The organism is Photobacterium carnosum (assembly GCF_002849605.1).
Lineage (GTDB): Bacteria > Pseudomonadota > Gammaproteobacteria > Enterobacterales > Vibrionaceae > Photobacterium > Photobacterium carnosum.
In genome coordinates this window covers 1-22,726 of sequence record NZ_NPIB01000042.1, presented here as the reverse complement: position 1 = coordinate 22,726, position 22,726 = coordinate 1, and the positions used below count along the sequence as shown (strand labels likewise).

The window sequence follows — 22,726 nt, the reverse complement described above, 5'->3', positions numbered from 1 at the left end:
ATGGTTTTAATAAACCACTACTTTTAAATAGTGGTCGGTGAAGAGGGATTCGAACCCCCGACCCTCTGGTCCCAAACCAGATGCGCTACCAAACTGCGCTATTCACCGACTAATTCTTTTCTAGGAATGCTACTAGAAGGGTCAACCCTCTGGTCTGCTTATTCCTAACATCAGAGATGCGCTATCAAACTGCGCTATTCTCCGACAATAATAATGGTTTTAATAAACCACTACTTTTAAATAGTGGTCGGTGAAGAGGGATTCGAACCCCCGACCCTCTGGTCCCAAACCAGATGCGCTACCAAACTGCGCTATTCACCGACTAATTCTTTTCTAGGAACGCTACTAGAAGGGTCAACCCTCTGGTCCGCTATTCCTAACATCAGAAATGCGCTATCAAACTGCGCTATTCTCCGACAATGTTTAGGCTTACAAGGCCAAGGTCTCTAATAAAAGATAACCTGAAAATGGGGTGGCTAACGAGGCTCGAACTCGCGACAACCGGAATCACAATCCGGGACTCTACCAACTGAGCTATAGCCACCATTGTAAGTGGTCGGTGAAGAGGGATTCGAACCCCCGACCCTCTGGTCCCAAACCAGATGCGCTACCAAACTGCGCTATTCACCGACTTAATTCTTTTCTAGGAACGCTACTAGAAGGGGCAACCCTCTGGTCCGCTATTCCTAACATCAGAGATGCACTATCAAACTGCGCTATTCACCGACTTTGTTCTTTTCTAGGAACGCTACTAGAAGGGTCACCCCTCTGGTCCGCTATTCCTAACATCAGAGATGCGCTACCAAACTGCGCTATTCTCCGACAATAATAATGGTTTTAATAAACCACTACTATTTAAATAGTGGTCGGTGAAGAGGGATTCGAACCCCCGACCCTCTGGTCCCAAACCAGATGCGCTACCAAACTGCGCTATTCACCGACTAATTTTGCTAGAAGCACAAATCAAAAGTTAACTTTAAACCTGTAATTCCTAACATCAAAGATACGCTCTCAAACTACGCTATTCTTCGATTATCAACGCGCTGTGCGTCGTTGAGGTCGCTTATAATACTCGCCATTTTTATTTTAGCAACCCCTATACGGTATTTTTTTTGTAACTAAAATATATGTGTATTAAAACAGCACTTTTAAGAGGTACCAATGACTTATTCTGTATAAAATACAATCAACTATCGACATTTATAATAATTTAAAAGATTTAATGATAAATATCATTACACGATATAGTTAATTTTAAATGAATTTCAATGCTTAAACCCTTAAATATCTATCTTTATCTTTCCTATTTATTGGCTTTTGTTTCAATTAAGCGCGGGTATACTAAAATTATTGTTTAATTATAGTGAGCTTTTTTATGTCTAATAATGAATTAGATCTCTTTAAAGAGATGATGGCTGATGTAACACCAATAAAACAAGATACTATTTTAATCCAACAAAAATACCAAATATCGGAAGATCAACTCGCGCGACGTCTTGCAGCACAAACGCTAGCAAACGGTAATATCGATTATCTCTCTCTTGATAATGCCAATATGATCAAACCAGATGACATGATTGAGTTTAAACGTGATGGGGTCCAGTTGACAGTATTTAAGAAAATGCGCCAAGGGAAATATGCTATTCATGCCCGTTTAGATCTCCATAAAAAGACCTTAGCTCAAGCTCGCGATGAAGTGTTGGCTTTTTTAAAACAATCCCAACGTTTAGATATTCGCACCGTTATGATTATTCATGGCAAAGGAGAACGTAGCAATCCTCAGGCATTAATGAAAAGTTTTGTCGCAACATGGCTAGAACAAATTTCTGATGTGCTTTGTTTTCATTCAGCACAACGCCAACATGGTGGAACTGGAGCACTTTACGTTATGATCAAGAAAAGTGCAGAAAAGAAACAACAAACCCGCGATCGACATGAAAACCATCGAGAAGCCTAACAATACATAATAAAAATGAATGATCAGCCAATTATCGATAAACAAAGTTAATATTCATTTTTACAACTAAAAAGACATCATTCATCAAATAGTAAGAGAAATATATCCTAGGGTTAAATTGTTTTGAATTTAATTATCATACAATTTCAGTAAAGTCGCCGCCCTAGGAGATTATTCATGAATTCAGAAATACGCCCAATGCTGTTAATGCTAGTGTCCACATTTAGCTTATCAATAACAGGATTACTCTCTAAATGGCTAACCAACAGCTTTGACCCTGCATGGCTATGTTTTTTCCGCCTCTTATTCCCAGCGATTCTTGCCTTTTGGTTAATGATGATCACCCAATGGTCACAACCCAATAAACAAGCGTGGAGTGGTTTAATTATTCGCGGTATTTGTATTACAGGCAGCCAGCTTTGTTTTCTTGCCTCAATTAAGCACCTTAGCCTTGTTGAAGCCGTTGTTTTATTTGGTACCAGTCCTTTATTTGTTCCTATTTTAGAACGTATCTTTTTTAAAATACCAATTAAACGCCTAATTATTATCAATTTAGGTATTACTTTTACCGGCTTGCTTTTTATTGCGGGTAATCTTGAACAAATGAAATTTGGCGGGAGCTTATTATTAGGTTTGGCTGGCGGTATTTTTAATGCAGGCTCACAAGTGGCGATGTACCGTTCAAGTAAAAGTAATCTAACACCTTTAGGTGTGAGTGCTTGGAGCTTTATTGTTGCCTCAATATTTTTAGTGCCTTTTTTAATGTTGTCTCCAATGACGACGGCGGTAGAGTGGCACACACTAACGGGCTGGCAACATCCTTTATTATTACTATTGCTATTTATGGCAGTATGTACGGTTAATACTCAAGTGTTCCGAGCTAAAGCTTACCAACTCGCAGAGTCAGGTTCACAATTAGCACCCATTATTTTTACTAATTTAATTTTCTCAGCCATTTGGCAATTCATGTTCTTTAACCATCCAATGTCATGGAACAAACTTGTGGGCGTCAGCTTAATTATATTAGCGACAATCTTAAATACTTTTGTGCCTATTTGGTTACGTAACAAAAGATGCCAGCCTAATTGCTAATATAAAATAGCCGAACTCAGTTCGGCTATTTTTAATGACATTTTTATAATTAAGCTAACCACACCACGCGCAAAGCCAATCCCAGTAAGACTATCCCTGACAGACGATCAATCAATTGCGCTTTCGTTCTTAAAACACTAAGAACCCGTGGATAAGATAAAACACACGCAATTAACGTATACCAAAATCCATCCACCAGCAGCGGTGTCGCTACGATAATAACTTTTGATGAAACTTCATTACCGACTGCGACAAATTGGCTAAACAATGCTAGAAAGAATAATGCTAATTTAGGATTAAATAGCGAGATCATCACCCCATCACGCGCCGCTTCAAACAACGAACTTGGTTGCCCTTGCGCTAATTTTGCCGCGACACCGCCTTTAGAACGTAATGCATTAAACCCTAAATAAGCTAAATACCCTGCACCCGCATAACTGACACTGGTAAATAGCAGTGGTGATTGATGTAAAACAACCGCTAATCCAAGTAGAGTGAATAATGCGTAACACCCCACTCCACAAGCATGCGCCCAGGCACAGACAATACCATGCCAACGTCCACCTGATAGACTATGTTTAGCCACTACCGCCAAACTGGGTCCAGGTGACATCGCACCTAATAGACAAATGAGTAATAAAGAAAGCCAAATACTAATCGTCATTGTTAATTTCCTTTTATCAATGAATAGATCGGGATCCTTTATTACCCCAATTAATTGTGATGACTTAATCTTGTTTCGCTATCGTTGCAAAATGACCACCCGTTAAAGACACTAAATCTTTCGCTGCTAATTCTATTTCTAAGCCACGACGTCCAGCACTAACACAAATAGTCTCAAACAACTCAGCACTACTATCCACAAAAGTAGGTAAGCGTTTTTTCTGCCCCAAAGGACTAATACCACCAACGATATAACCCGTCACCTTTTCAGCTAATTTAGGATCAGCCATCTCGGCTTTTTTACCACCAGCCGCTTTAGCCGCAGCTTTTAGGTCTAACATCCCAGCGACAGGAACCACTGCCACAGCCAAGTTTTTAGGATCACCATTTAATGCAAATAATAGTGTTTTAAATACACGATGAGGATCTAACCCCAATATTTCAGCGGCTTCATGGCCAAAGTTATTATTAGCAGTATCATGTTCATATTGATGAATTTGGAATTCGATTTTATTTTTTTTTGCTAATTTAATTGCAGGTGTCATAACGTTTTCTCTTACAGCTTGATTAATCAAACAGTTGTAATTAGCTCCCCTTTTATGTCAAATCATACCCATCAAAGAAGCTAACCACATCTGTTTACCAAAACAGAACTATATACCGAGAAATATTTTAAAAAAAGGACAAAAAAAACGGCACTAAAAATTCAGCACCGTATGACATATATTTCAGCAATAATAATCACTTATTTATAAATAATCTCACCTTTAGGCGCGTATTTATTAACATCAATTGGTCTATTATTTTGTAAAAATTCTTGTAAAACTTCCGCATCCACGAAACCAGTATTCACGTAACCTGGATGTTTGTTGATTTTTGGATAGCCATCACCACCCGCAGCATTAAAACTTGGTACGGTAAAACGGTAGGTCTTATTCATTAAGACTGGTTTTCCACCAATCTTAACATCACTCACTTGACCATTCGCAACCGTCATCGTGATACCATAAAATTGAGCATAAGCACCAGAATCAACAGGCTTAGTTGCGACCACATTCAAATAGTTTAAAACGTCTTTTCCTGACATATCAACATAAGACACAATATTACCGAACGGTTGCACCTTCAGTACATCTTTATAGGTAATATCACCGCCATCAATTGAATCTCGTACACCACCAGAGTTCATCACTGCAAAATCAGCTTTCGCACGCTGCATATGGGAAGCTGCAATCAGACGACCTAAATTAGTTTGTTTAAAGCGTACCACACTACGATCACCTTCTAACTTACCGTTAGATTCTGCAATCTTAACCATTAGTTGCTCTTGGCCTTTTTCTTGGAATGGTGTTAAAAATGATAATACTTGAGGGTTTTGTTGAATCTCATTCTGAATAAAAACCCGCTTTTGGCTGCCATCATCTAATTTGATTTTTTTCTTCAAATTTACGGGAACCAAATCATAACTAATAAGATTTAATTCTCCATTTTGAAATTCAAAATCAGCCCGGCCAACATACTTACCCCATTCATGTGCTTGTACTATCCACGTTCCATTTTGTTGATCAGGCGTACACTTATCACCGGGCTTAAAATTGTTATTATTTTTATTGGGGGATTCCATACACACAGGTTCTTGTGAGTGGCCACCGACGATCATATCTAAATCACCCGGCTGCATATAACGCGCTAATGCAACATCACCAGGGGCATTAATACCTCGTTGACCATCTTCATAATGTCCCATATGGGTTACGGCAATGATTACGTCAGGTTTTTCATTTTTTTCAAGTTCAGCAATCACTTTTTTCGCTTCCGCTTTTGGATCACGGAATTCAATTGCACCAATATATTCTGGATTACCAATTTTAGCAGTATCTTCGGTAGTTAATCCGATCACTGCAATCTTAATCCCTTGCTGCTCAAAAATTTGATACGGCGGGAATAAACGCTTACCGGTATTTTTATCGTAAATATTGGCGGATAACATTGGGAATTTCGCCCATTGTTGTTGCTTACGTAATACATCAAGCGGGTTATCAAATTCATGGTTACCCAATGCCATTGCATCGTAACCTAACAAATTCATACCTTTAAAATCAGGCTCTGCATCTTGTAAATCTGATTCAGGAACACCAGTATTAATATCACCACCAGAAAGTAATAATGTGGTACCCCCTTCTGCTTTCACTTCTGCACGAATATTATCTAACAACGTTTTACGTGCTGCCATACCATATTCACCATTTTGATTTTGCCAAAAACGGCCATGGTTATCGTTAGTATGCAAAATAGTAATACGATACGTTTTATCAGCATCCCATTTCGTCGCAGTATCACCTGTCGGTGTAGCACAACCAGAAAGTACCGCAAGCAGAGCAGCAGTTAATGCAGTTTTAGCAAATAGACGTTGTTTCATGTTATCCACCTTAGCGATCTTAATCATCGATATCTACCATTCTTAGCTGGCTTGAATCGAGTTAAATTAATGCAAAAGAGTCGTGTTATTTAATGAAGGTATTCGAATAAATAACCACTTAAAAATAATTGCGCTCAGTGTAAATGAATCAAAAATAACCATGGTTATAACGTCATTATTTTGCAATCAAGATCACCTTTACAACATTCAAAACGAACAGTGGATCACAATCCATAAAAAAAGCTCGGACAATGCCGAGCTTTTTGAAAAACAATGAATTAACTCAATCTCTAAATATAATCATTTATGGATTAAAATACTTTTTCAAATTTAGTCACTGAGCGGCGAATAAAAATAGCAATTAATGCCGATATGGCTAAAAAGAAACAATAATAAGAATGAGAGACTATTTCTAACGGCGACAACTTAAAAACGGAACCTAATAATAATGCCTGAGCGCCGTAAGGTAACACGCCTTGTATTACACAAGAGAAGATATCCAGCAAGCTCGCTGAACGACGTGGCGTAACACCATTTTCTTGCGCTAATTCACGTGCGACACCACCTGATACAATAATTGCTACGGTATTATTGGCAGTACAACAGTTAGTTAAACTCACCAAACTTGCGATACCTAATTCACTGGCGCGTGAATTTTCTGACGCATTATGCTTTGAACTAAACTTACCAATCACACGGCTAATAAGCTGGGTTAAAAATGCTAAGCCGCCTTGCTGACGCATTAACTCACTCACCCCACCAATTAACATTGAAAGTAAGAAAATCTCCTGCATATTACCAAAACCACTATAAATATCTTTACCAAATGTGGTTAAGCTATAGCTATCAATTGAGAATAATCCGACACCACCAGCCAATACAATACCCAAACTCAGTACAACGAAAACGTTCACCCCAGAAACAGCAAGGATTAAAATGGTGATATAAGGTAAGACCTTGAGCCATTCAATAGGGTTAGCAGCAGGCAAGGTCGTGACAGAACTACTAAAAGCAAACAACACCATCGTCACTATCGCCGCGGGTAAGGCAATTTTAATATTCTCGCGAAATTTATCTTTCATCTGACAGCCCTGAGAGCGGGTTGCTGCAATCGTCGTATCAGAAATAATAGATAAGTTATCGCCAAACATAGCGCCACTTAATACCACACCAGCTGTTAATGCCACATCCATTCCAGCAGCTTGAGCGATACCTAACGCAACAGGAGCCACTGCCGCAATAGTGCCCATTGACGTCCCCATTGAGGTAGCAATGAACGCTGAAATAACAAAAATACCCGGTAAAATCATGCTTGCAGGCAATATTGCCATCCCCAAGTTTACCGTTGCATCAACACCACCAGAAGCCTTAGCAACCGCAGCAAAGGCGCCTGCTAATAAATAAATCATGCACATTGCAATAATATCGTTATGACCAACACCACGAATAAATTGCTCTATTGCTTTGTTTAATTTTTCTTTACTAAGAAGAATAGCCACAACAACAGCGGGTAATGCTGCAACAGGTGACGGTAATTGATAAAACGCGAAATCGACGCCTTGATAAGTAAGATAACTACCAACACCGATAAATAAGGACAAAAAGATCCCCAATGGCAGCAATGCCAATGCTGAAGGTGTAATTGATGCTGTTTTCGTTGTGTTTGACATGCTGATAATGAATATCTATTTTAGAATTTCCCTTAGGTTAATGGGATGTGTCATCACTGTCAACATCCAGACGTCTAAACATCCATATGCACATTAATGACATACTAATAGGAAAGCATCAAAATAATCATTTCGTCAATACTTTGACCCTCTCCTTATCGATAAACGTCAATAAAAAGTCACAATATATCAATATCTTACTAACTTTAAAATAAAACTTTCAATCACCAATGAATCAATTGTAATAATAGGCATAATTTGCTCTCATAAGGTATATTTTGACTAATGAGATGGACTAATGCAGTTTTCACTCAAACAAAAACTGATCATTGCTAGCGTATCGGCAGTAATCATAATGGCCACAGCGTTAACATGGTTGGCTGCAAAACAACTTGATAACGAAACCCACGCCAGTACTACTGAACGTGCTAACAGCATTGCTTCAACAGCAACCGTAGGTATTGCTGACTGGATGAATATTCGTCGCGCAATAACACAATCATTCGATAAATATTATGATCAACCCAATAGTGTGATGTTTTTAGAGCAAGCACGTAAAAGCGGTGGGTTTGATGATATTTATTTTGGTGCTATTGATGGTGCAATGCTTCGCTCACACCCAGAACGTAATCGGGCTAATTATGATCCCCGCACTCGCCCTTGGTATCGTGATGCACAAACCGCAGGTAAACAAATTATTACCGCCGCCTATAAAGATGCCATTACCAATGCATTATTAGTTACTATCGCTCAACCTTTAATTAATAATGGTCAGACAGTCGGTGTAGTTGGCGCAGATGTCCTCATTGATCAACTGATCAATGATGTTATTAGCCTTGATGTGGGTGACAATGCCTTTGCAATGTTAATCAATAAACAAGATGGCAGCTTTTTAGCACATCCAAATAAACAATTACTACTTAAGCCATTGGCGCAATACAGTAACCAACTGACACTGGCTAATATTGAACAGCAAATTGCAACCGATAAACCACAAACGATAACGATTAATGGTCACCCAAAAGTGTTCTATTTTTCTAACGTGCCGAATACCGACTGGATTTTAGCGTTAGAAATGGATCAGGCAACAGAAGAATCCAATTACCATTCAGCATTACAACAGTTAATTATTACCGCTATCGTTATTACCTTATTGGTGATCGCAGCCTTAACAGTATTAGTCAATTTCTTATTTCGCGATCTTAACCGCGTATCAGCGGCATTGGCTGAAATTGCGAACGGTGAAGGTGATTTAACCCGCCGTCTTGAACCTCATAGCAATGATGAAATCGGTCAACTTGCCCATAACTTCAATTTATTTGTCAGTAATCTACACAGTATGCTGACGCGATTAAGTCTGGTATCTACAACCTTAAACCAACAATCACATATCACCGCCTCTCAAGCAGAAGAACGCAGTACCCGTATTCAATTTCAACAAGATGAAATAAATATGGTTGCAACAGCAATTAATGAAATGGCAGCGGCCACTCATGAAATTGCATCAAATGCTGAAAATACTGCCCGTACCTCAGAAGAAACAGTGATTGCTTCAGGCCATGGCAGCACCCAAGTTAACCAAAGCCAACAATCAATCGCCAGTCTTGCCCAAGAAGTAGAAACAGCAACCGGTGTGATCAGTGCATTAAACAGCCATGCACAAAGTATCAATACGATCCTATCAACGATTCAAGGCATTGCTGAGCAAACCAACTTATTAGCCCTTAATGCTGCTATCGAAGCGGCACGAGCAGGAGAACAAGGACGAGGATTTGCTGTTGTTGCCGATGAAGTAAGAGTATTAAGTCAACGTACCCATGCTTCAACCCAAGAAATTCAGCAAATGATAGAAACACTGCAACAAACCACCAGCCAAGCGGTTGGCATTATGGATGATAGCCGTCATTTAGCAGAAACCAGTGTTGATGATGCTAATTCGGCCTCTGCAAGCTTGTCTCAAATCACTACCGCAGTAAATAATATCAGTGACATGGCAACACAAATAGCTTCCGCGGCAGAAGAACAATCATCTGTAACATCAGAAATCACTCGTAATACCGAAGGGATCCGTGATGTATCAAATGAATTAGCAATAGAAGCCAATGAAGCAGCGAAACAAGCCGCAGAATTATCAACGCTGTCGCATGAACTCCAACAAGAAATTAATCGATTTAAACTGTAATTATTCGCTATACAGTTAATAATCAACAAAAAAGGCTTGCCTACCCTGCGGCTAGTTAACACTAGAGACAGAGTAGCAAGCCTTCATTTTTATACCTTAACTAACGACCGTTTTATTTAACCCAATTAAACACAATCGCACCTACCGCTAAGCACCCCATCAATAAGATGAAATACGTACTTATTTTGCCACGATAGATTCTTAAACTTTCAATGTGATACACCGCCAGCATTGGCATTAAAAATAAAATCATCGCAATCACCGGTCCCGATAGCGCTTCCATCATGCCTAAAATACTTGGGTTCATTACCGCCGCAAACCAAATACTAATAAACATCAGTACAATCCCGATCTTATCAATGGTCTTTAACGGTAAAGAAGTTTGCTTGGCAACTAAGCCATTAAAACTTTCACGTGCACCCATAAAATGCCCTAAGAACGACGATGTAATCGCAATAAAAGCAATTAATGGCCCCAAAATCATAATAAAAGGACTGTCTTCAACATTGGCTAAATACGATAACACTGACACGTTATCCACTTTTGCTTGTTGAAGTTGCGCTGGGGTTAAACTTAATACGCATGAAAAAACAAAAAACAATACAAACACAATTAGCATTACTGACGTACGTTTTAAAATAGTTTCTGATTTAGTTTGTGCCTGTTCACCATATTGACGACGTTGAGCATTAACAAAACCTGATACTACGGGCGTATAGCTAAAAGCAAATACCACCACTGGGATCGCCAACCATAACGACGCACTTAAGTTAGCGACACTTTGATTAAAACTAAAATCAGGCATGTGCCAACTAGGAATAAGATAAATTGAAATACCCGCTAAAATAAACGTCAACGGATAAACAATCATTCCAAATACTCGTAGCATGGTTTTTTCACCCGATAGCATAATCGCGATCATACCAAAGACTAAACAACCCGAGAGCAGAATGCGTGATGGTGGTGCCATTCCAAGTTGGTGAACTATAAAACTATCAACAGTATTAGTTAAACCTACACCATAGATAAGCAAAATAGGGAAAATAGACAGAAAATAAAGTAATGAGATTAAGCGACCATAACGCTGACCAAAGTGCTCTTCAACCACATCGGTAAAGTCTGCATCTTTTTGGGTTGATGATAAAACAAATCGTGCCAATCCACGGTGAGCCCAAAACGTCATCGGTCCGGCAAGTAATGCCATGATAACTAACGACCAAAAACCGCCAGAACCAATATTAATCGGCAAAAATAGAATGCCAGCCCCAACGGATGTCCCAAATAAACTTAACATCCAACTGGTGTCATGCTTAGTCCAATGTGACGAGACTGTTTTTGCTTCTGATATGGAAAGATCTTGCGATATTGACACGGTAACTCACTACGACTTAATAAAACTTGGTCGTCAGTATGGAACGAGCACAACAAAGACTCAAAAAAAAAGTGACACAGATCACCCTAAAATAACACAAGCTAATAATCCACTATCACTAAAAAACATACAATATGTAATATATTAAACTGCTTATAGCTTACTAAATTGAAATAAATAACCAAATTATTCAATTAAACAATTTTTTATGTATCGTTTATTTATTGTACAAAAAAGCCCCATGAATAGAATTCACAGGGCTAAAATATATTAACGATAGTGATTAATTAACTTCAATTGGCGCGAAGCTTTTAATTAAATCATCTAATTGTTTAATTTGTGCAAGGAAAGGTTCAAGCTTATCAAGCGGGAAAGCTGATGGACCATCACAACGAGCAGAATCTGGCGTTGGGTGTGCTTCCATAAATAAACCAGCAATACCCGTCGCAATACCTGAACGAGCAAGATCAATGGTTTGCTCGCGACGGCCACCTGATGCAGCACCTTGTGGATCACGACATTGTAATGCATGCGTTACATCAAAAATGATTGGACTACCTTTTGATGCTTTTTTCATAACATCAAAACCTAGCATATCAACCACAAGGTTATCATAACCGTATAATACGCCACGCTCACATAAAATCACATTGTGGTTATCGCACTCTGCAAACTTCTCAACAATATTACCCACCTGACCTGGGCTCATAAACTGTGGTTTTTTCACATTGATCACAGCGCCAGTTTTTGCCATTGCTTCAACAAGATCTGTTTGACGAGCAAGGAAAGCGGGCAACTGAATCACATCAACCACATCAGCAACAATTTGAGCTTGTTCTTTTTCATGAATATCAGTAATGATTTTCACGCCAAAAGTGTCTTTCAATTCTTGGAAGATTTTTAAGCCTTCTTCTAAACCAGGACCACGGTAAGAATGTACTGATGAACGATTAGCTTTATCAAAAGACGCTTTAAATACGAAAGGAATACCCAATTTAGTGGTTACTTCTACGTAATGCTCACACATTTTCATTGCTAGGTCACGAGACTCTAGTACATTCATACCACCAAAGAGTACAAATGGCTTATCGTTAGCAACATCAATATCACCAACACGAACAATTTTTTGTTGCATCATATTTATCTTCTCATCTAGTGCAAAGTAAGAGGCTCTTCATATAAAGCGTCTACTTGAAGTTTAAGCAAATCCGCAGCAGGATCTTCAGGGCATTGTTCAATAAAATAAGAATAATCAACCGCAGCAGCATGAAGACAATCGAGTTGCTGGTAAATATAGCCTCGATCACGAATTTCATGTGGATCACCAGGATTTAACGCTAATGCTAAATCACTACAACGTAATGCATCAGTAAATTGCTCTTCTCGCAATAACGCACTTTTCATTACCGTTAGCCAACGTGATAAAATAACGTTGTTTTGCTGCTCATTCAAATATTCAGATTTAAATTCAGCAAATGGACCACAATGACCAATTAGCCAACTGCGTAAGATATGAGTACTAACAAACTCACCATCAAAGGGGTTGATGTATTGTATATCATCTTGCGACCACACAACTTTCAATAAAAATTGGGTTGGGAAGCCTACATTTTCAACCGGTAATTCAAGCTGTTTAGCTAAATATAACAAAATAGCGCCTAAACTAACGGGGATCCCTTTACGTCGTTCTAACACTTTATCTAAAAAAGCATTCTCTGATGAAAAATATTGCTGAAGATCACCCTGAAAGCCCCACTCACGATAAAACAGTCGTAATAAACCATCCAAACGTAGACGAGGATTAACTTCCCCCATTAATGCTTGTTCTGCTTCTTTTGCTAACTGCGTCAAACGTAACTGTACCCAAGTAGCGGGGAAATCAGTATCGACTTCAACCATAAAAGCAATCGCACCATCAACCAATGGCATCTGATTAAGCTCTTGTTCATTAAATGGCATCATGATATTACCTGCATTAGCCTAATATAGATGTTTTAGTAATGGCTAACTGTGCCGCTAATACCAGCCAACCAATCGCACCTAAAAAAGCAAACGTTTTAAATACTTTATTCTTACCATGATGAAGCGTGAAATAACCTAATGCAATATAGGCAAAAACACAGGTTAATTTTTCTGTTAGCCAGCCATTACCCGCGGTAAATGGCATAAAACCAGTAATGAAAATTAATGCGACACCTGACGCTAACATGATGGTATCAATGACATGGGGTGTAATTTTAAAGAATTTTTTATTTATCATTGATGAATTTGCCATCACCATTATATAGCGAGCGACAAATAGTAAGACACTTAACGCAATAGCAGTAAGGTGGATGTGTTTCATTGCCATATACATCATTACTAATGATCTCCTTGCCAGCAACCCATCGTTACGCGATCGAGCCCAGCATAATCCTGACATGTTGATACCTGCACATAGCCTAATTGCTCAAGAATAGTTCGAACGGCAGCGCCTTGTTCAAAACCATGTTCCATGAGTAACCAACCATCAGGTAATAAATATTGGCGTCCATCTTGACTAATAATACGAATATCAGCGAGTCCGTTATCACTAGCAACTAATGCACTTTTAGGTTCAAAGCGAACATCACCTTCAATCAGATGTGGATCCGCTTCATCTATATATGGCGGATTACTGACAATGACGGCAAATTGAGGTTGTTGCTCAAGAGGGCTATACCAACTACCGCTTAAAAAACGACTATTGGTAATCTGTAATCTTTGGCTATTTTCAGTGGCTAATGCAACAGTTTCAGGACGTAAGTCAATCCCTGTCACTAGTATATCAGCACGTTCAGATGCGATAGCTAATGCTATTGCGCCTGTACCTGTACCTAAATCAAGTACCTGACATTTACCTAGAGGAATCTTTTCAAGGGCTAATTCAACCAGCCTTTCAGTATCAGGACGGGGAATTAATGTTGATGGTGATACTTTTAATGATAACGACCAAAACTCACGTTCACCGATAATGTAAGCAATCGGCTCACCCGCGATTCGGCGTGCCAATAATGCTGAAAACATCGCAAACTGAGTATCATCGAGTTGCTTTTCTGGCCATGTAAATAAATAACTACGTGGTTTATCTAACACATGACATAACAACACCGCACTGTCTAACTGCGGACTACTAGAGCCCGCAGCGTCGAGTTGTGCACTGGTCTGTTTTAATAAACATTCAATGCTATGTGGCATTAGTTCTGCTCAGCCATCGCAGCTAATTGATCCGCTTGGTATTCTACAAATACAGGTTGGATCAATGCATCTAAATCACCTTCCATAATTTCATTTAAGCGGTAAAGCGTTAATGTAATACGGTGATCAGATACGCGACCCTGAGGGTAGTTATATGTACGGATACGATCAGAACGGTCACCCGAACCTAACAAGTTACGACGCGTACTTGCTTCAGCTTCATGACGACGAGCTTCTTCCGCTTTAATGATACGAGCCGCTAGCACGGACATCGCTTTCGCTTTGTTTTTGTGCTGTGAACGCTCGTCCTGACATTCAACTACAATACCCGTTGGTAAGTGAGTAATACGAATAGCAGAGTCGGTGGTGTTAACGTGCTGACCACCCGCGCCTGATGAACGGAAAGTATCAATACGTAAATCGCCCGCATTAATCTCTGGAATTTCCTCTTGAGGAATTTCAGGCAAAATAGCGATAGTACAAGCCGATGTATGTACACGGCCTTGAGATTCAGTAGCAGGTACACGTTGTACACGGTGACCGCCTGACTCAAACTTCAAGACGCCATAAGCGCCATCGCCGTTTACTTTTGCGATCATCTCTTTATAACCGCCTTGTTCTGAGCGGTTTTCACTGATAATTTCCATGCGCCAACCACGACGTTCTGCATAACGGCTATACATACGGAATAGATCACCAGCAAAAATACCCGCTTCATCGCCACCAGCACCGGCGCGAATTTCGACGAAACAGTTACGATCATCATTAGGATCTTTAGGAATCAATAATAATTGTAATTCATCGGTTAAACGTTCAATTTCAGCCTTAGCATCTTTGATTTCTTCTTGCGCCATTTCGCGCATTTCAGCATCATCTTCCTGTGCCATTTCTTCAGCAGCTTCAAGGTTTTCTTTTGCTTGTTGATACGCTTGGAAACACTTGGTCACTTCTTCAAGCTGAGAATATTCTTTTGATAGTGCACGAAATCGGTTTTGATCACTAAGAACACTGGAATCACCCAGTAAATGTTGAACTTCTTCGTAACGTTCAACCAGAGTTTCTAATTTAATTAAAATTGATTGCTTCATAATCTTCTAATTAGGGTGCGGAGTGAAGGCCAAAGCCATCAACTGCTAATCGTTATAGGAATCCAGCCCGAGTGCTTCACGGATCACAACCAATTTGTCAGATTCACCATCTTTGGCGACCTGTTGCATGGCTTTAGTCGGAGCATGGATAAGCTTATTGGTTAGTTTATTACTCAATTCTACCAAGGCTCTTTCAGGATCAGTGCCATTAGCGATTGCTTGTAAGCTGCGTTGTAACAGCTCACGTTTTATTACTTCAGCATATTGACGATAGTCACGGATACTATCAACCGCTTCCAATGAACGTAACCACTGTACAAAAGCTATACTTTCGTCGGTGATTATCGCCTCAGCTTGAATCGCAGCGACTTTACGTTGCTCGCGATTTTTCTCGACAATCGAATGCAGATCATCAACAGAATATAAATACACATCATTCAGATCGCCAACCTGTGATTCAACATCACGCGGCACAGCAATATCAACAAAGAGCATTGGCTGATTACGTCGTTGTTTTAACGCAGTTTCTACCATGCCTTTACCTACAATAGGTAAAGGACTTGCAGTAGAACTAATCACGATATCAGCACGATGAAGATGAGCAGGAATATCTTCTAAACCTATCACTTCAGCGCCAAACTCACGTGCAAGATTAAGCGCACGTTCTCGGGTTCTATTAGCAACAATTAAACGGTTACAGCCTTGTTCAGCTGCATGACGAGCAACCAATTCAATGGTCTCTCCTGCCCCAATGAGCAACATCGTCACGTCTGATAAAGCTTCAAAAATTTGTCGAGCCAACGAACACGCAGCATAAGCAACAGAAACCGCATTGCCACCGATATCGGTTTCAGTGCGTACGCGCTTGGCAACGGTAAATGTTTTTTGAAACAACTTTTCTAAGGTACCAACCACAGTTCCATTGCTTTTTGATTCCGAATAAGACTGCTTCACCTGTCCTAGGATTTGCGGTTCGCCTAATACTAATGAATCTAAGCCACACGCGACACGCATTAAATGCCGCGCCGCAGCTTGTTGTTCATGAAAATACAGGCTTGGCATCAATTCTTCGGCTGTGATCTGATGAAATTTGGTCAACCAGTCAATAATCACACCCGGCCCTGACTGCGATAATTCACAGTAAACTTCAGTACGATTGCATGTAGATACAATAACCGCACTCGATACCTCAGGATGGTTTTTAAGCTCCTGCAGTGCCAAAGACAGTTTTTCAGGAGAAAAAGCTACCTTCTCACGCAAATCAACAGAAGCTGTTTTGTGGTTGATTCCTAATGCAAGCAAGGTCATGGAAACAGTATACCCACTTTGGCAGTGAAAAAATCTAAGGTGCAGATTTTACTTGATGCCATGTCGTAATAAAAGGCAACAGACGCAATCAATCCATAATGACACCATTTTTATCGTTTTTTAGCCATCTAATTAGTCTTATTAGGGGGTATAATTTGGCTTTCGATTAAATTATCGCTATTGTTTTGATTCATTCTGATAGAGATCACTTACGATGATATTGCGTAATCTTGTTAAAAATATCACTTCAGCCACAGTGACACCCGCACTCAAAAAATCGGTAATAGCTCACAAAAAAAAATGGCTCGGCTCTTTTTTCGCTTTATCGTTATCACTACTTTCAGGTTGCGCACAACAACCAACAATCACCCACAAAGCAGATTGGGCACTCCACCAAGCTCAATTACAACAGTTAACCAATTATCATGCTCAAGGTGTATTTGGGTATATCAGCCCCCAACAACGAGTAACGCTCACTTTTAATTGGCAAAACCAACCTGATGATTATCAGCTTATTTTAACCAAAATGTATAAAACAATCCTCAAGTTGGACGCGCGTCCTCATAACGTTACACTTACAGATCCTGACGGTAAAACACACCATGGCACAGATGCAACACAATTAGTGCAACAACTCACAGGTATTAACTTACCACTGCAACAGATGCAAGATTGGTTAATTGGTCTACCCACAGGCGCCGATCACTATCTACTCAATAAAAATAACCAAGTCGCCTTTTTAACCAAAAAAATTGATGGCCGCACTTGGGAGATGCATTACAGTAGTTACGATAATACTCAGGTACCATCCCTACCCATTCTAATGACATTAAAACAGGGTGATTTAACCATTAAAATAAAAGTATCTAATTGGAAAATAAAATAATAACCCTGTTTATTGATATTTAAAATTTACGGAATAATGAGTCATTTTCATGAACCACGAAGCTAAATTTGATATTGCCACTCAGTGGCCAGCGCCTGCGAAACTTAACCTTTTTCTCTACATTACAGGTCAGCGAGACGATGGCTATCACGACTTACAAACGTTATTTCAGTTTGTTGATTACGGTGACACATTAACCATTACCGCCCGTCAAGACAGTAAAATCACACTAATGCCTGCCATTACGGGTGTTGCCACTGAAGATAATTTAATTTACCGCGCTGCTGTTGCTTTACGTCAAGCAGCACAAGTAGATTTTGGCGCAGAGATCCATATTGATAAAATTCTCCCCATGGGTGGAGGTTTAGGTGGCGGCTCATCCAATGCTGCAACAACCTTAGTTGCATTAAATTTTTTATGGCAAACACAATTATCTGTTGATGAACTTGCGGCTATCGGCTTAAAACTTGGCGCTGATGTACCTGTTTTTGTTCGTGGTCATAGTGCCTTTGCAGAAGGTATCGGTGAGAAATTACAACCTGCGTTACCACAAGAAAAATGGTATCTGGTTGCAAAACCCGATATAAGCATCGCAACTGCTGAAATTTTCAACCATCCACACCTACCACGTAACACTAAAAAACGCAGCTTAGATGCCCTGTTACGTAGGGTTTACGAAAACGATTGCGAAAAAATTGTAAGAAGTCTTAATCCCGAGGTTGATCAGGCGCTTTCATGGCTGTTAGAATATGCACCGTCAAGATTAACTGGTACTGGCGCTTGTGTGTTCGCAGAATGTGATACTCAGCAAAAGGCTAATGATATTTTGAATAATTTACCTGACTGGCTCCAAGGATTTGTCGCAAAAGGTGTTAACGTATCTCCTTTGTTGACAACACTCGCCACATATTCTATGGATTGTCAGTAATTACAACTTGGACGCAACCTGAGGTTTACACCGTGCCTGATATGAAGCTGTTTTGTGGTAACGCAACACCAGAACTAGCCCAACGCATCGCTGATCGTCTTTATATTTCATTAGGAGACGCAACGGTTGACCGTTTCTCCGATGGTGAAGTATGTGTGCAAATTAATGAAAATGTTCGTGGTAGCGACGTCTTTATTATTCAATCAACTTGTGCACCAACTAACGACAACCTAATGGAACTGGTTGTTATGATCGATGCATTACGTCGTGCTTCTGCAGGTCGTATTACTGCTGTTATTCCGTACTTCGGTTATGCGCGTCAAGATCGTCGTGTACGTTCAGCTCGTGTTCCAATCACTGCTAAAGTTGTTGCTGACTTCCTATCTAATGTAGGCGTTGACCGTGTATTAACAGTTGACCTACACGCAGAACAAATCCAAGGTTTCTTCGACGTTCCTGTAGATAACGTATTTGGTAGCCCTGTGCTGCTTGAAGATATATTAGCCAGAGACCTTAAAGATCCAGTGGTTGTTTCTCCTGATATCGGTGGTGTTGTACGTGCTCGTGCCATTGCTAAGTTATTAGATGATACTGATATTGCTATCATCGATAAGCGTCGTCCTCGTGCTAACGTTTCTCAAGTTATGCACCTAATCGGTGATGTTGAAGGTCGCGATTGTATTATCGTTGATGACATGATCGATACTGGCGGTACGCTATGTAAAGCAGCTGAAGCACTAAAAGAACGTGGCGCTAAGCGTGTATTTGCTTACGCTACTCACCCAGTATTCTCTGGTAGCGCACTGAAAAACATCACTGAATCTGTGATTGATGAAATCATTGTGACTGACTCAATTCCACTAACAAAAGAAATTGCTGCGACAGGTAAAGTATCAGTACTTACGCTGTCAGGTATGTTAGCTGAAGCGATTCGTCGTATTAGCAACGAAGAATCAATTTCTGCGATGTTTGAGCACTAATCTCCTTCTATTAGTATGAGATTTATCTCAGCGAAATAAAAACCAACGCCTCGCTTTTGCGAGGCGTTTTATTTTTTATCAACTGTTGAAAAACCCGATCACCGCAGAGTCGTATCAATTTCACTTGATTTAGTATAATATAGCGCGCGTTTTGAACCCGACTATTGCTCGGTTTAACCATCACAATGGTCATCACAAAACGCTATCACTATTGCTATATGACAAGAGAGACAAGCGTGAGTAATAATATTCGGTTACTTGTCGGCCTGGCAAACCCTGGCCAAGAGTATGCACAAACCCGTCATAATGCTGGTGCATGGGTCGTTGAAGAACTAGCCCGAGTCCATAACGTTACCCTACGTCTAGAACCAAAATATTTTGGTCTAACCGGTAGGATCACAACCAATGGCCAAGATCTTCGCTTGTTGATCCCAACCACATTTATGAATTTATCGGGTAAATCAGTTGCAGCATTAGCTAATTTTTTCCAAATCAAACCGGAAGAAATTTTAGTCGCGCACGATGAACTTGATTTACCTCCTGGTGTTGCCAAGTTTAAAAAAGGCGGTGGTCACGGGGGTCATAATGGTCTGCGTGACATCATTAGCAAAATGGGCAACAACAAAGATTTCTATCGTTTAAGGATTGCCATTGGCCACCCTGGCGATAAAAATAAAGTCGCTGACTACGTGCTTGGAAAAGCACCAGCCAAAGACCAAGAACTTATTGATGCAGCAGTTGACGAATCAGTTCGCTGTATTGATGTGCTTCTAAAAGACGGCCTCAGTAAGGCACAAAATCGTCTTCATTCATTCAAGGCAGAATAGCGCACTGGCAACAGTACTACTTTGTCGTTATAGGCTTATTGTTGAGCACTATAATTGATTTGTTACAGAATAATCACCAAAAGGGTTACAAGCCATGGGTTTTAAATGCGGTATCGTAGGTCTACCAAACGTTGGTAAGTCAACACTGTTCAATGCCTTAACAAAAGCAGGCATCGAAGCAGCTAACTTCCCATTCTGTACTATTGAGCCAAACACAGGTGTTGTACCTGTGCCAGATCCTCGCATGGATGCATTAGCAGTCTTCGTTAAACCAGAACGTATTCTGCCAACCACAATGGAATTTGTAGACATCGCAGGCCTTGTTGCTGGCGCATCTAAAGGTGAAGGTCTTGGTAACAAGTTCCTAGCTAACATTCGTGAAACTGATGCTATTGGTCACGTTGTTCGTTGTTTTGAAAATGAGAACATCGTTCACGTTGCCGGCCGTATTGACCCTCTTGAAGATATCGATATCATCAACCTTGAACTAGCAATGGCTGACCTTGATACCTGTGAGCGTGCTATTTTCCGTGTCGCTAAGCGAGCTAAAGGTGGCGATAACGATGCTAAAACTGAGATCAAAGTACTAGAAAAAATGCTACCAGTATTAACTGATGGCGAAATGCTACGTTCAATGGATCTAAATAAAGAAGAAAAAGCAGCAGTTGATTACCTGCACTTCTTAACACTAAAACCAACAATGTACATTGCTAACGTTAGTGAAGATGGTTTTGAAAATAACCCATTCCTAGACAAAGTTATGGAGCGCGCAGCAACAGAAAACGCCATTGTTGTGCCTATCTGTGCCGCAATGGAATCTGAAATCGCTGAGCTTGATGACGAAGACCGTGAAGAATTCCTTGCTGATATGGGCATCGAAGAACCAGGTCTTAACCGTGTTATTCGTTCTGGTTATGAATTACTTGCACTACAGACGTATTTCACAGCAGGTGTTAAAGAAGTACGTGCATGGACTATCCCTATTGGCGCTACAGCACCAAAAGCGGCAGGTGTGATCCATACCGACTTTGAAAAAGGCTTCATTCGCGCAGAAGTTATCGGCTACGATGATTACATCGAATGCGGTGGTGAATCAGCAGCAAAAGATGCAGGTAAATGGCGTCTAGAAGGTAAAGACTACATCGTTAAAGACGGTGATGTAGTCCATTTCCGCTTCAACGTATAATTTTTTCTATTCAGTTATTATTCGTATAACCATGAATTGATGAATAAGCCAGCCTCGTGCTGGCTTATTTTTTATCTTTACCACTATAAAAATAAACTCGCGCTAGGTCACAATTTTAATTATTGCTAGCTGACAAATCAGATATCAGTTTGTGATTCGCCCAGTTCGCCCAAATAACCGCCGAACAAACGAATTTTCACCATTTTTCAAAAAAAACTATTGACGGTTTTGGCTGGTATGAGCATAATGCGCCCCGTTCCCAACGAAGTGGCTCAGTAAGAGCAGCGGCGTTGGAAAGCAAAATGGCTACGTAGCTCAGTTGGTTAGAGCACATCACTCATAATGATGGGGTCACAGGTTCGAATCCCGTCGTAGCCACCATTTCAATTTTATTTAATAAGATTGAAATTCAGTTATTATAACTGACAAAATGCGGAAGTGGCGGAATTGGTAGACGCACTAGATTTAGGTTCTAGCGCCGTAAGGTGTGAGAGTTCAAGTCTCTCCTTCCGCACCATTCTCTCAATAGAGTTGAGAGATAGCTTGAAAAAGCACACTGTAGGTCTATCGCCAAGCGGTAAGGCAACGGCTTTTGATGCCGTCATACCCTGGTTCGAATCCAGGTAGACCTGCCATAATTTAAAAATAACGATTAACTTTATTCTTAGTGAATATTATTAATTGGTATTTTACGTTGGCTACGTAGCTCAGTTGGTTAGAGCACATCACTCATAATGATGGGGTCACAGGTTCGAATCCCGTTGTAGCCACCATTTATTCTGCAAATAAGTATTTACCTATACTTAATTGAGAATACAATCAGAGACAACAGTTATTCGTAACTGATAATATGCGGAAGTGGCGGAATTGGTAGACGCACTAGATTTAGGTTCTAGCGCCGTAAGGTGTGAGAGTTCAAGTCTCTCCTTCCGCACCATTCTCTGATTTAAAA

19 protein-coding genes and 10 tRNA genes are annotated in these 22,726 nt (G+C 40.1%); 13 read left to right on the top strand and 16 right to left on the bottom strand.

Features of this window, described 5'->3' with window-relative positions; all coding sequences use genetic code 11:
* Window positions 1-31 precede the first annotated feature (31 nt).
* The 5 genes from CIK00_RS20565 to CIK00_RS20545 form a co-directional block, all read right to left on the bottom strand.
* Window positions 32-108, bottom strand: a tRNA-Pro gene (locus CIK00_RS20565).
* Between the two features lie 136 nt (window positions 109-244).
* Window positions 245-321: transfer RNA gene (locus CIK00_RS20560), tRNA-Pro, on the bottom strand.
* Between the two features lie 147 nt (window positions 322-468).
* Window positions 469-544, bottom strand: a tRNA-His gene (locus tag CIK00_RS20555).
* Window positions 545-553: 9 nt separating this feature from the next.
* Window positions 554-630: transfer RNA gene (locus CIK00_RS20550), tRNA-Pro, on the bottom strand.
* Between the two features lie 233 nt (window positions 631-863).
* Window positions 864-940, bottom strand: a tRNA-Pro gene (locus CIK00_RS20545).
* Between the two features lie 435 nt (window positions 941-1,375).
* Here CIK00_RS20545 and smrA point away from each other — a divergent pair.
* Together smrA and CIK00_RS20535 are read left to right on the top strand one after the other, a co-directional pair.
* On the top strand, window positions 1,376-1,957 hold the full coding sequence (gene smrA, locus CIK00_RS20540; RefSeq protein ID WP_101770385.1) for a DNA endonuclease SmrA: 582 nt from the start codon (window positions 1,376-1,378) through the stop codon (window positions 1,955-1,957).
* A 177-nt stretch (window positions 1,958-2,134) separates the two neighbouring features.
* Window positions 2,135-3,049, top strand: coding sequence for a DMT family transporter (locus tag CIK00_RS20535; RefSeq protein ID WP_101770384.1), 915 nt, complete (start codon window positions 2,135-2,137; stop codon window positions 3,047-3,049).
* Window positions 3,050-3,098: 49 nt separating this feature from the next.
* Here CIK00_RS20535 and CIK00_RS20530 read toward each other — a convergent pair whose 3' ends face one another.
* The 4 genes from CIK00_RS20530 to CIK00_RS20515 all read right to left on the bottom strand — a co-directional run bounded on the left by CIK00_RS20530 (window position 3,099) and on the right by CIK00_RS20515 (window position 7,801).
* Window positions 3,099-3,713: a LysE family translocator gene (locus tag CIK00_RS20530; protein ID WP_101770383.1), complete on the bottom strand. Its 615-nt coding sequence runs from the start codon at window positions 3,711-3,713 to the stop codon at window positions 3,099-3,101.
* A 64-nt stretch (window positions 3,714-3,777) separates the two neighbouring features.
* Window positions 3,778-4,257, bottom strand: a complete 480-nt coding sequence (gene ybaK, locus CIK00_RS20525; protein WP_101770382.1) for a Cys-tRNA(Pro) deacylase — start codon at window positions 4,255-4,257, stop codon at window positions 3,778-3,780.
* Between the two features lie 200 nt (window positions 4,258-4,457).
* Entirely contained in the window at window positions 4,458-6,131 is a 1,674-nt protein-coding gene (ushA, locus tag CIK00_RS20520) for a bifunctional UDP-sugar hydrolase/5'-nucleotidase UshA (protein WP_101770381.1), read from the bottom strand.
* Window positions 6,132-6,442: 311 nt separating this feature from the next.
* Window positions 6,443-7,801 carry a Na+/H+ antiporter NhaC family protein gene (locus CIK00_RS20515; protein ID WP_101770380.1) on the bottom strand — a complete coding sequence of 453 codons (1,359 nt, stop codon included), beginning with the start codon at window positions 7,799-7,801 and terminating at the stop codon, window positions 6,443-6,445.
* Window positions 7,802-8,099: 298 nt separating this feature from the next.
* On the opposite strand from CIK00_RS20515, the gene CIK00_RS20510 reads away from it, so the two are divergent.
* A complete protein-coding gene (locus tag CIK00_RS20510; RefSeq protein WP_101770379.1) occupies window positions 8,100-9,983 on the top strand; it encodes a methyl-accepting chemotaxis protein in 1,884 nt (627 codons plus the stop codon).
* A gap of 112 nt (window positions 9,984-10,095) precedes the next feature.
* Here CIK00_RS20510 and CIK00_RS20505 read toward each other — a convergent pair whose 3' ends face one another.
* The 7 genes from CIK00_RS20505 to hemA all read right to left on the bottom strand — a co-directional run bounded on the left by CIK00_RS20505 (window position 10,096) and on the right by hemA (window position 16,967).
* The gene (locus tag CIK00_RS20505; protein ID WP_101770378.1) at window positions 10,096-11,355 is read right to left on the bottom strand and encodes an SLC5/6 family protein; all 1,260 of its coding nucleotides are present in this window, start codon (window positions 11,353-11,355) and stop codon (window positions 10,096-10,098) included.
* 283 nt (window positions 11,356-11,638) lie between these two features.
* Window positions 11,639-12,493 (bottom strand): 3-deoxy-8-phosphooctulonate synthase, encoded by an 855-nt coding sequence (kdsA, locus tag CIK00_RS20500; protein ID WP_193435495.1) that lies wholly within the window; start codon window positions 12,491-12,493, stop codon window positions 11,639-11,641.
* A 14-nt stretch (window positions 12,494-12,507) separates the two neighbouring features.
* Window positions 12,508-13,317, bottom strand: a complete 810-nt coding sequence (locus tag CIK00_RS20495) for a SirB1 family protein (protein WP_101770377.1) — start codon at window positions 13,315-13,317, stop codon at window positions 12,508-12,510.
* A gap of 13 nt (window positions 13,318-13,330) precedes the next feature.
* On the bottom strand, window positions 13,331-13,711 hold the full coding sequence (locus tag CIK00_RS20490) for a SirB2 family protein (RefSeq protein WP_101770387.1): 381 nt from the start codon (window positions 13,709-13,711) through the stop codon (window positions 13,331-13,333).
* A gap of 5 nt (window positions 13,712-13,716) precedes the next feature.
* Window positions 13,717-14,571 carry a peptide chain release factor N(5)-glutamine methyltransferase gene (prmC, locus tag CIK00_RS20485; RefSeq protein WP_101770376.1) on the bottom strand — a complete coding sequence of 285 codons (855 nt, stop codon included), beginning with the start codon at window positions 14,569-14,571 and terminating at the stop codon, window positions 13,717-13,719.
* Window positions 14,571-15,659 (bottom strand): peptide chain release factor 1, encoded by a 1,089-nt coding sequence (gene prfA / locus CIK00_RS20480; RefSeq protein WP_101770375.1) that lies wholly within the window; start codon window positions 15,657-15,659, stop codon window positions 14,571-14,573. The genes prmC and prfA overlap by 1 nt, the downstream gene beginning before the upstream one ends.
* A gap of 45 nt (window positions 15,660-15,704) precedes the next feature.
* Window positions 15,705-16,967, bottom strand: coding sequence for a glutamyl-tRNA reductase (hemA, locus tag CIK00_RS20475; RefSeq protein WP_101770374.1), 1,263 nt, complete (start codon window positions 16,965-16,967; stop codon window positions 15,705-15,707).
* 214 nt (window positions 16,968-17,181) lie between these two features.
* Between hemA and lolB the strand changes: the two genes are divergently transcribed.
* From lolB to CIK00_RS20425, 10 genes are all read left to right on the top strand, one after another.
* Complete coding sequence (gene lolB / locus CIK00_RS20470; RefSeq protein ID WP_101770373.1) at window positions 17,182-17,853, top strand: lipoprotein insertase outer membrane protein LolB; 672 nt, start codon at window positions 17,182-17,184, stop codon at window positions 17,851-17,853.
* A gap of 49 nt (window positions 17,854-17,902) precedes the next feature.
* The gene (ispE, locus tag CIK00_RS20465) at window positions 17,903-18,781 is read left to right on the top strand and encodes a 4-(cytidine 5'-diphospho)-2-C-methyl-D-erythritol kinase (RefSeq protein WP_101770372.1); all 879 of its coding nucleotides are present in this window, start codon (window positions 17,903-17,905) and stop codon (window positions 18,779-18,781) included.
* A 32-nt stretch (window positions 18,782-18,813) separates the two neighbouring features.
* Complete coding sequence (locus CIK00_RS20460; protein ID WP_144043197.1) at window positions 18,814-19,761, top strand: ribose-phosphate pyrophosphokinase; 948 nt, start codon at window positions 18,814-18,816, stop codon at window positions 19,759-19,761.
* 236 nt (window positions 19,762-19,997) lie between these two features.
* Window positions 19,998-20,588 (top strand): aminoacyl-tRNA hydrolase, encoded by a 591-nt coding sequence (pth, locus tag CIK00_RS20455; RefSeq protein ID WP_101770371.1) that lies wholly within the window; start codon window positions 19,998-20,000, stop codon window positions 20,586-20,588.
* Window positions 20,589-20,682: 94 nt separating this feature from the next.
* Window positions 20,683-21,774 (top strand): redox-regulated ATPase YchF, encoded by a 1,092-nt coding sequence (gene ychF / locus CIK00_RS20450; RefSeq protein ID WP_101770370.1) that lies wholly within the window; start codon window positions 20,683-20,685, stop codon window positions 21,772-21,774.
* 304 nt (window positions 21,775-22,078) lie between these two features.
* Window positions 22,079-22,155 (top strand) — tRNA-Met (locus tag CIK00_RS20445).
* Window positions 22,156-22,206: 51 nt separating this feature from the next.
* Window positions 22,207-22,291 (top strand) — tRNA-Leu (locus CIK00_RS20440).
* A 43-nt stretch (window positions 22,292-22,334) separates the two neighbouring features.
* Window positions 22,335-22,409 (top strand) — tRNA-Gln (locus tag CIK00_RS20435).
* Window positions 22,410-22,470: 61 nt separating this feature from the next.
* Window positions 22,471-22,547 (top strand) — tRNA-Met (locus CIK00_RS20430).
* 79 nt (window positions 22,548-22,626) lie between these two features.
* Window positions 22,627-22,711, top strand: a tRNA-Leu gene (locus CIK00_RS20425).
* Window positions 22,712-22,726 lie beyond the last annotated feature (15 nt).

Bases quoted from the DNA above. Each gene is read 5' to 3' on its own strand.
- smrA (WP_101770385.1), top strand. From the start codon at position 1,376: ATGTCTAATAATGAATTAGATCTCTTTAAAGAGATGATGGCTGATGTA.
- CIK00_RS20535 (WP_101770384.1), top strand. From the start codon at position 2,135: ATGAATTCAGAAATACGCCCAATGCTGTTAATGCTAGTGTCCACATTT.
- CIK00_RS20530 (WP_101770383.1), bottom strand. From the start codon at position 3,713: ATGACGATTAGTATTTGGCTTTCTTTATTACTCATTTGTCTATTAGGT.
- ybaK (WP_101770382.1), bottom strand. From the start codon at position 4,257: ATGACACCTGCAATTAAATTAGCAAAAAAAAATAAAATCGAATTCCAA.
- ushA (WP_101770381.1), bottom strand. From the start codon at position 6,131: ATGAAACAACGTCTATTTGCTAAAACTGCATTAACTGCTGCTCTGCTT.
- CIK00_RS20515 (WP_101770380.1), bottom strand. From the start codon at position 7,801: ATGTCAAACACAACGAAAACAGCATCAATTACACCTTCAGCATTGGCA.
- CIK00_RS20510 (WP_101770379.1), top strand. From the start codon at position 8,100: ATGCAGTTTTCACTCAAACAAAAACTGATCATTGCTAGCGTATCGGCA.
- kdsA (WP_193435495.1), bottom strand. From the start codon at position 12,493: ATGATGCAACAAAAAATTGTTCGTGTTGGTGATATTGATGTTGCTAAC.
- CIK00_RS20495 (WP_101770377.1), bottom strand. From the start codon at position 13,317: ATGATGCCATTTAATGAACAAGAGCTTAATCAGATGCCATTGGTTGAT.
- CIK00_RS20490 (WP_101770387.1), bottom strand. From the start codon at position 13,711: ATGTATATGGCAATGAAACACATCCACCTTACTGCTATTGCGTTAAGT.
- prmC (WP_101770376.1), bottom strand. From the start codon at position 14,571: ATGCCACATAGCATTGAATGTTTATTAAAACAGACCAGTGCACAACTC.
- prfA (WP_101770375.1), bottom strand. From the start codon at position 15,659: ATGAAGCAATCAATTTTAATTAAATTAGAAACTCTGGTTGAACGTTAC.
- hemA (WP_101770374.1), bottom strand. From the start codon at position 16,967: ATGACCTTGCTTGCATTAGGAATCAACCACAAAACAGCTTCTGTTGAT.
- lolB (WP_101770373.1), top strand. From the start codon at position 17,182: ATGATATTGCGTAATCTTGTTAAAAATATCACTTCAGCCACAGTGACA.
- ispE (WP_101770372.1), top strand. From the start codon at position 17,903: ATGAACCACGAAGCTAAATTTGATATTGCCACTCAGTGGCCAGCGCCT.
- ychF (WP_101770370.1), top strand. From the start codon at position 20,683: ATGGGTTTTAAATGCGGTATCGTAGGTCTACCAAACGTTGGTAAGTCA.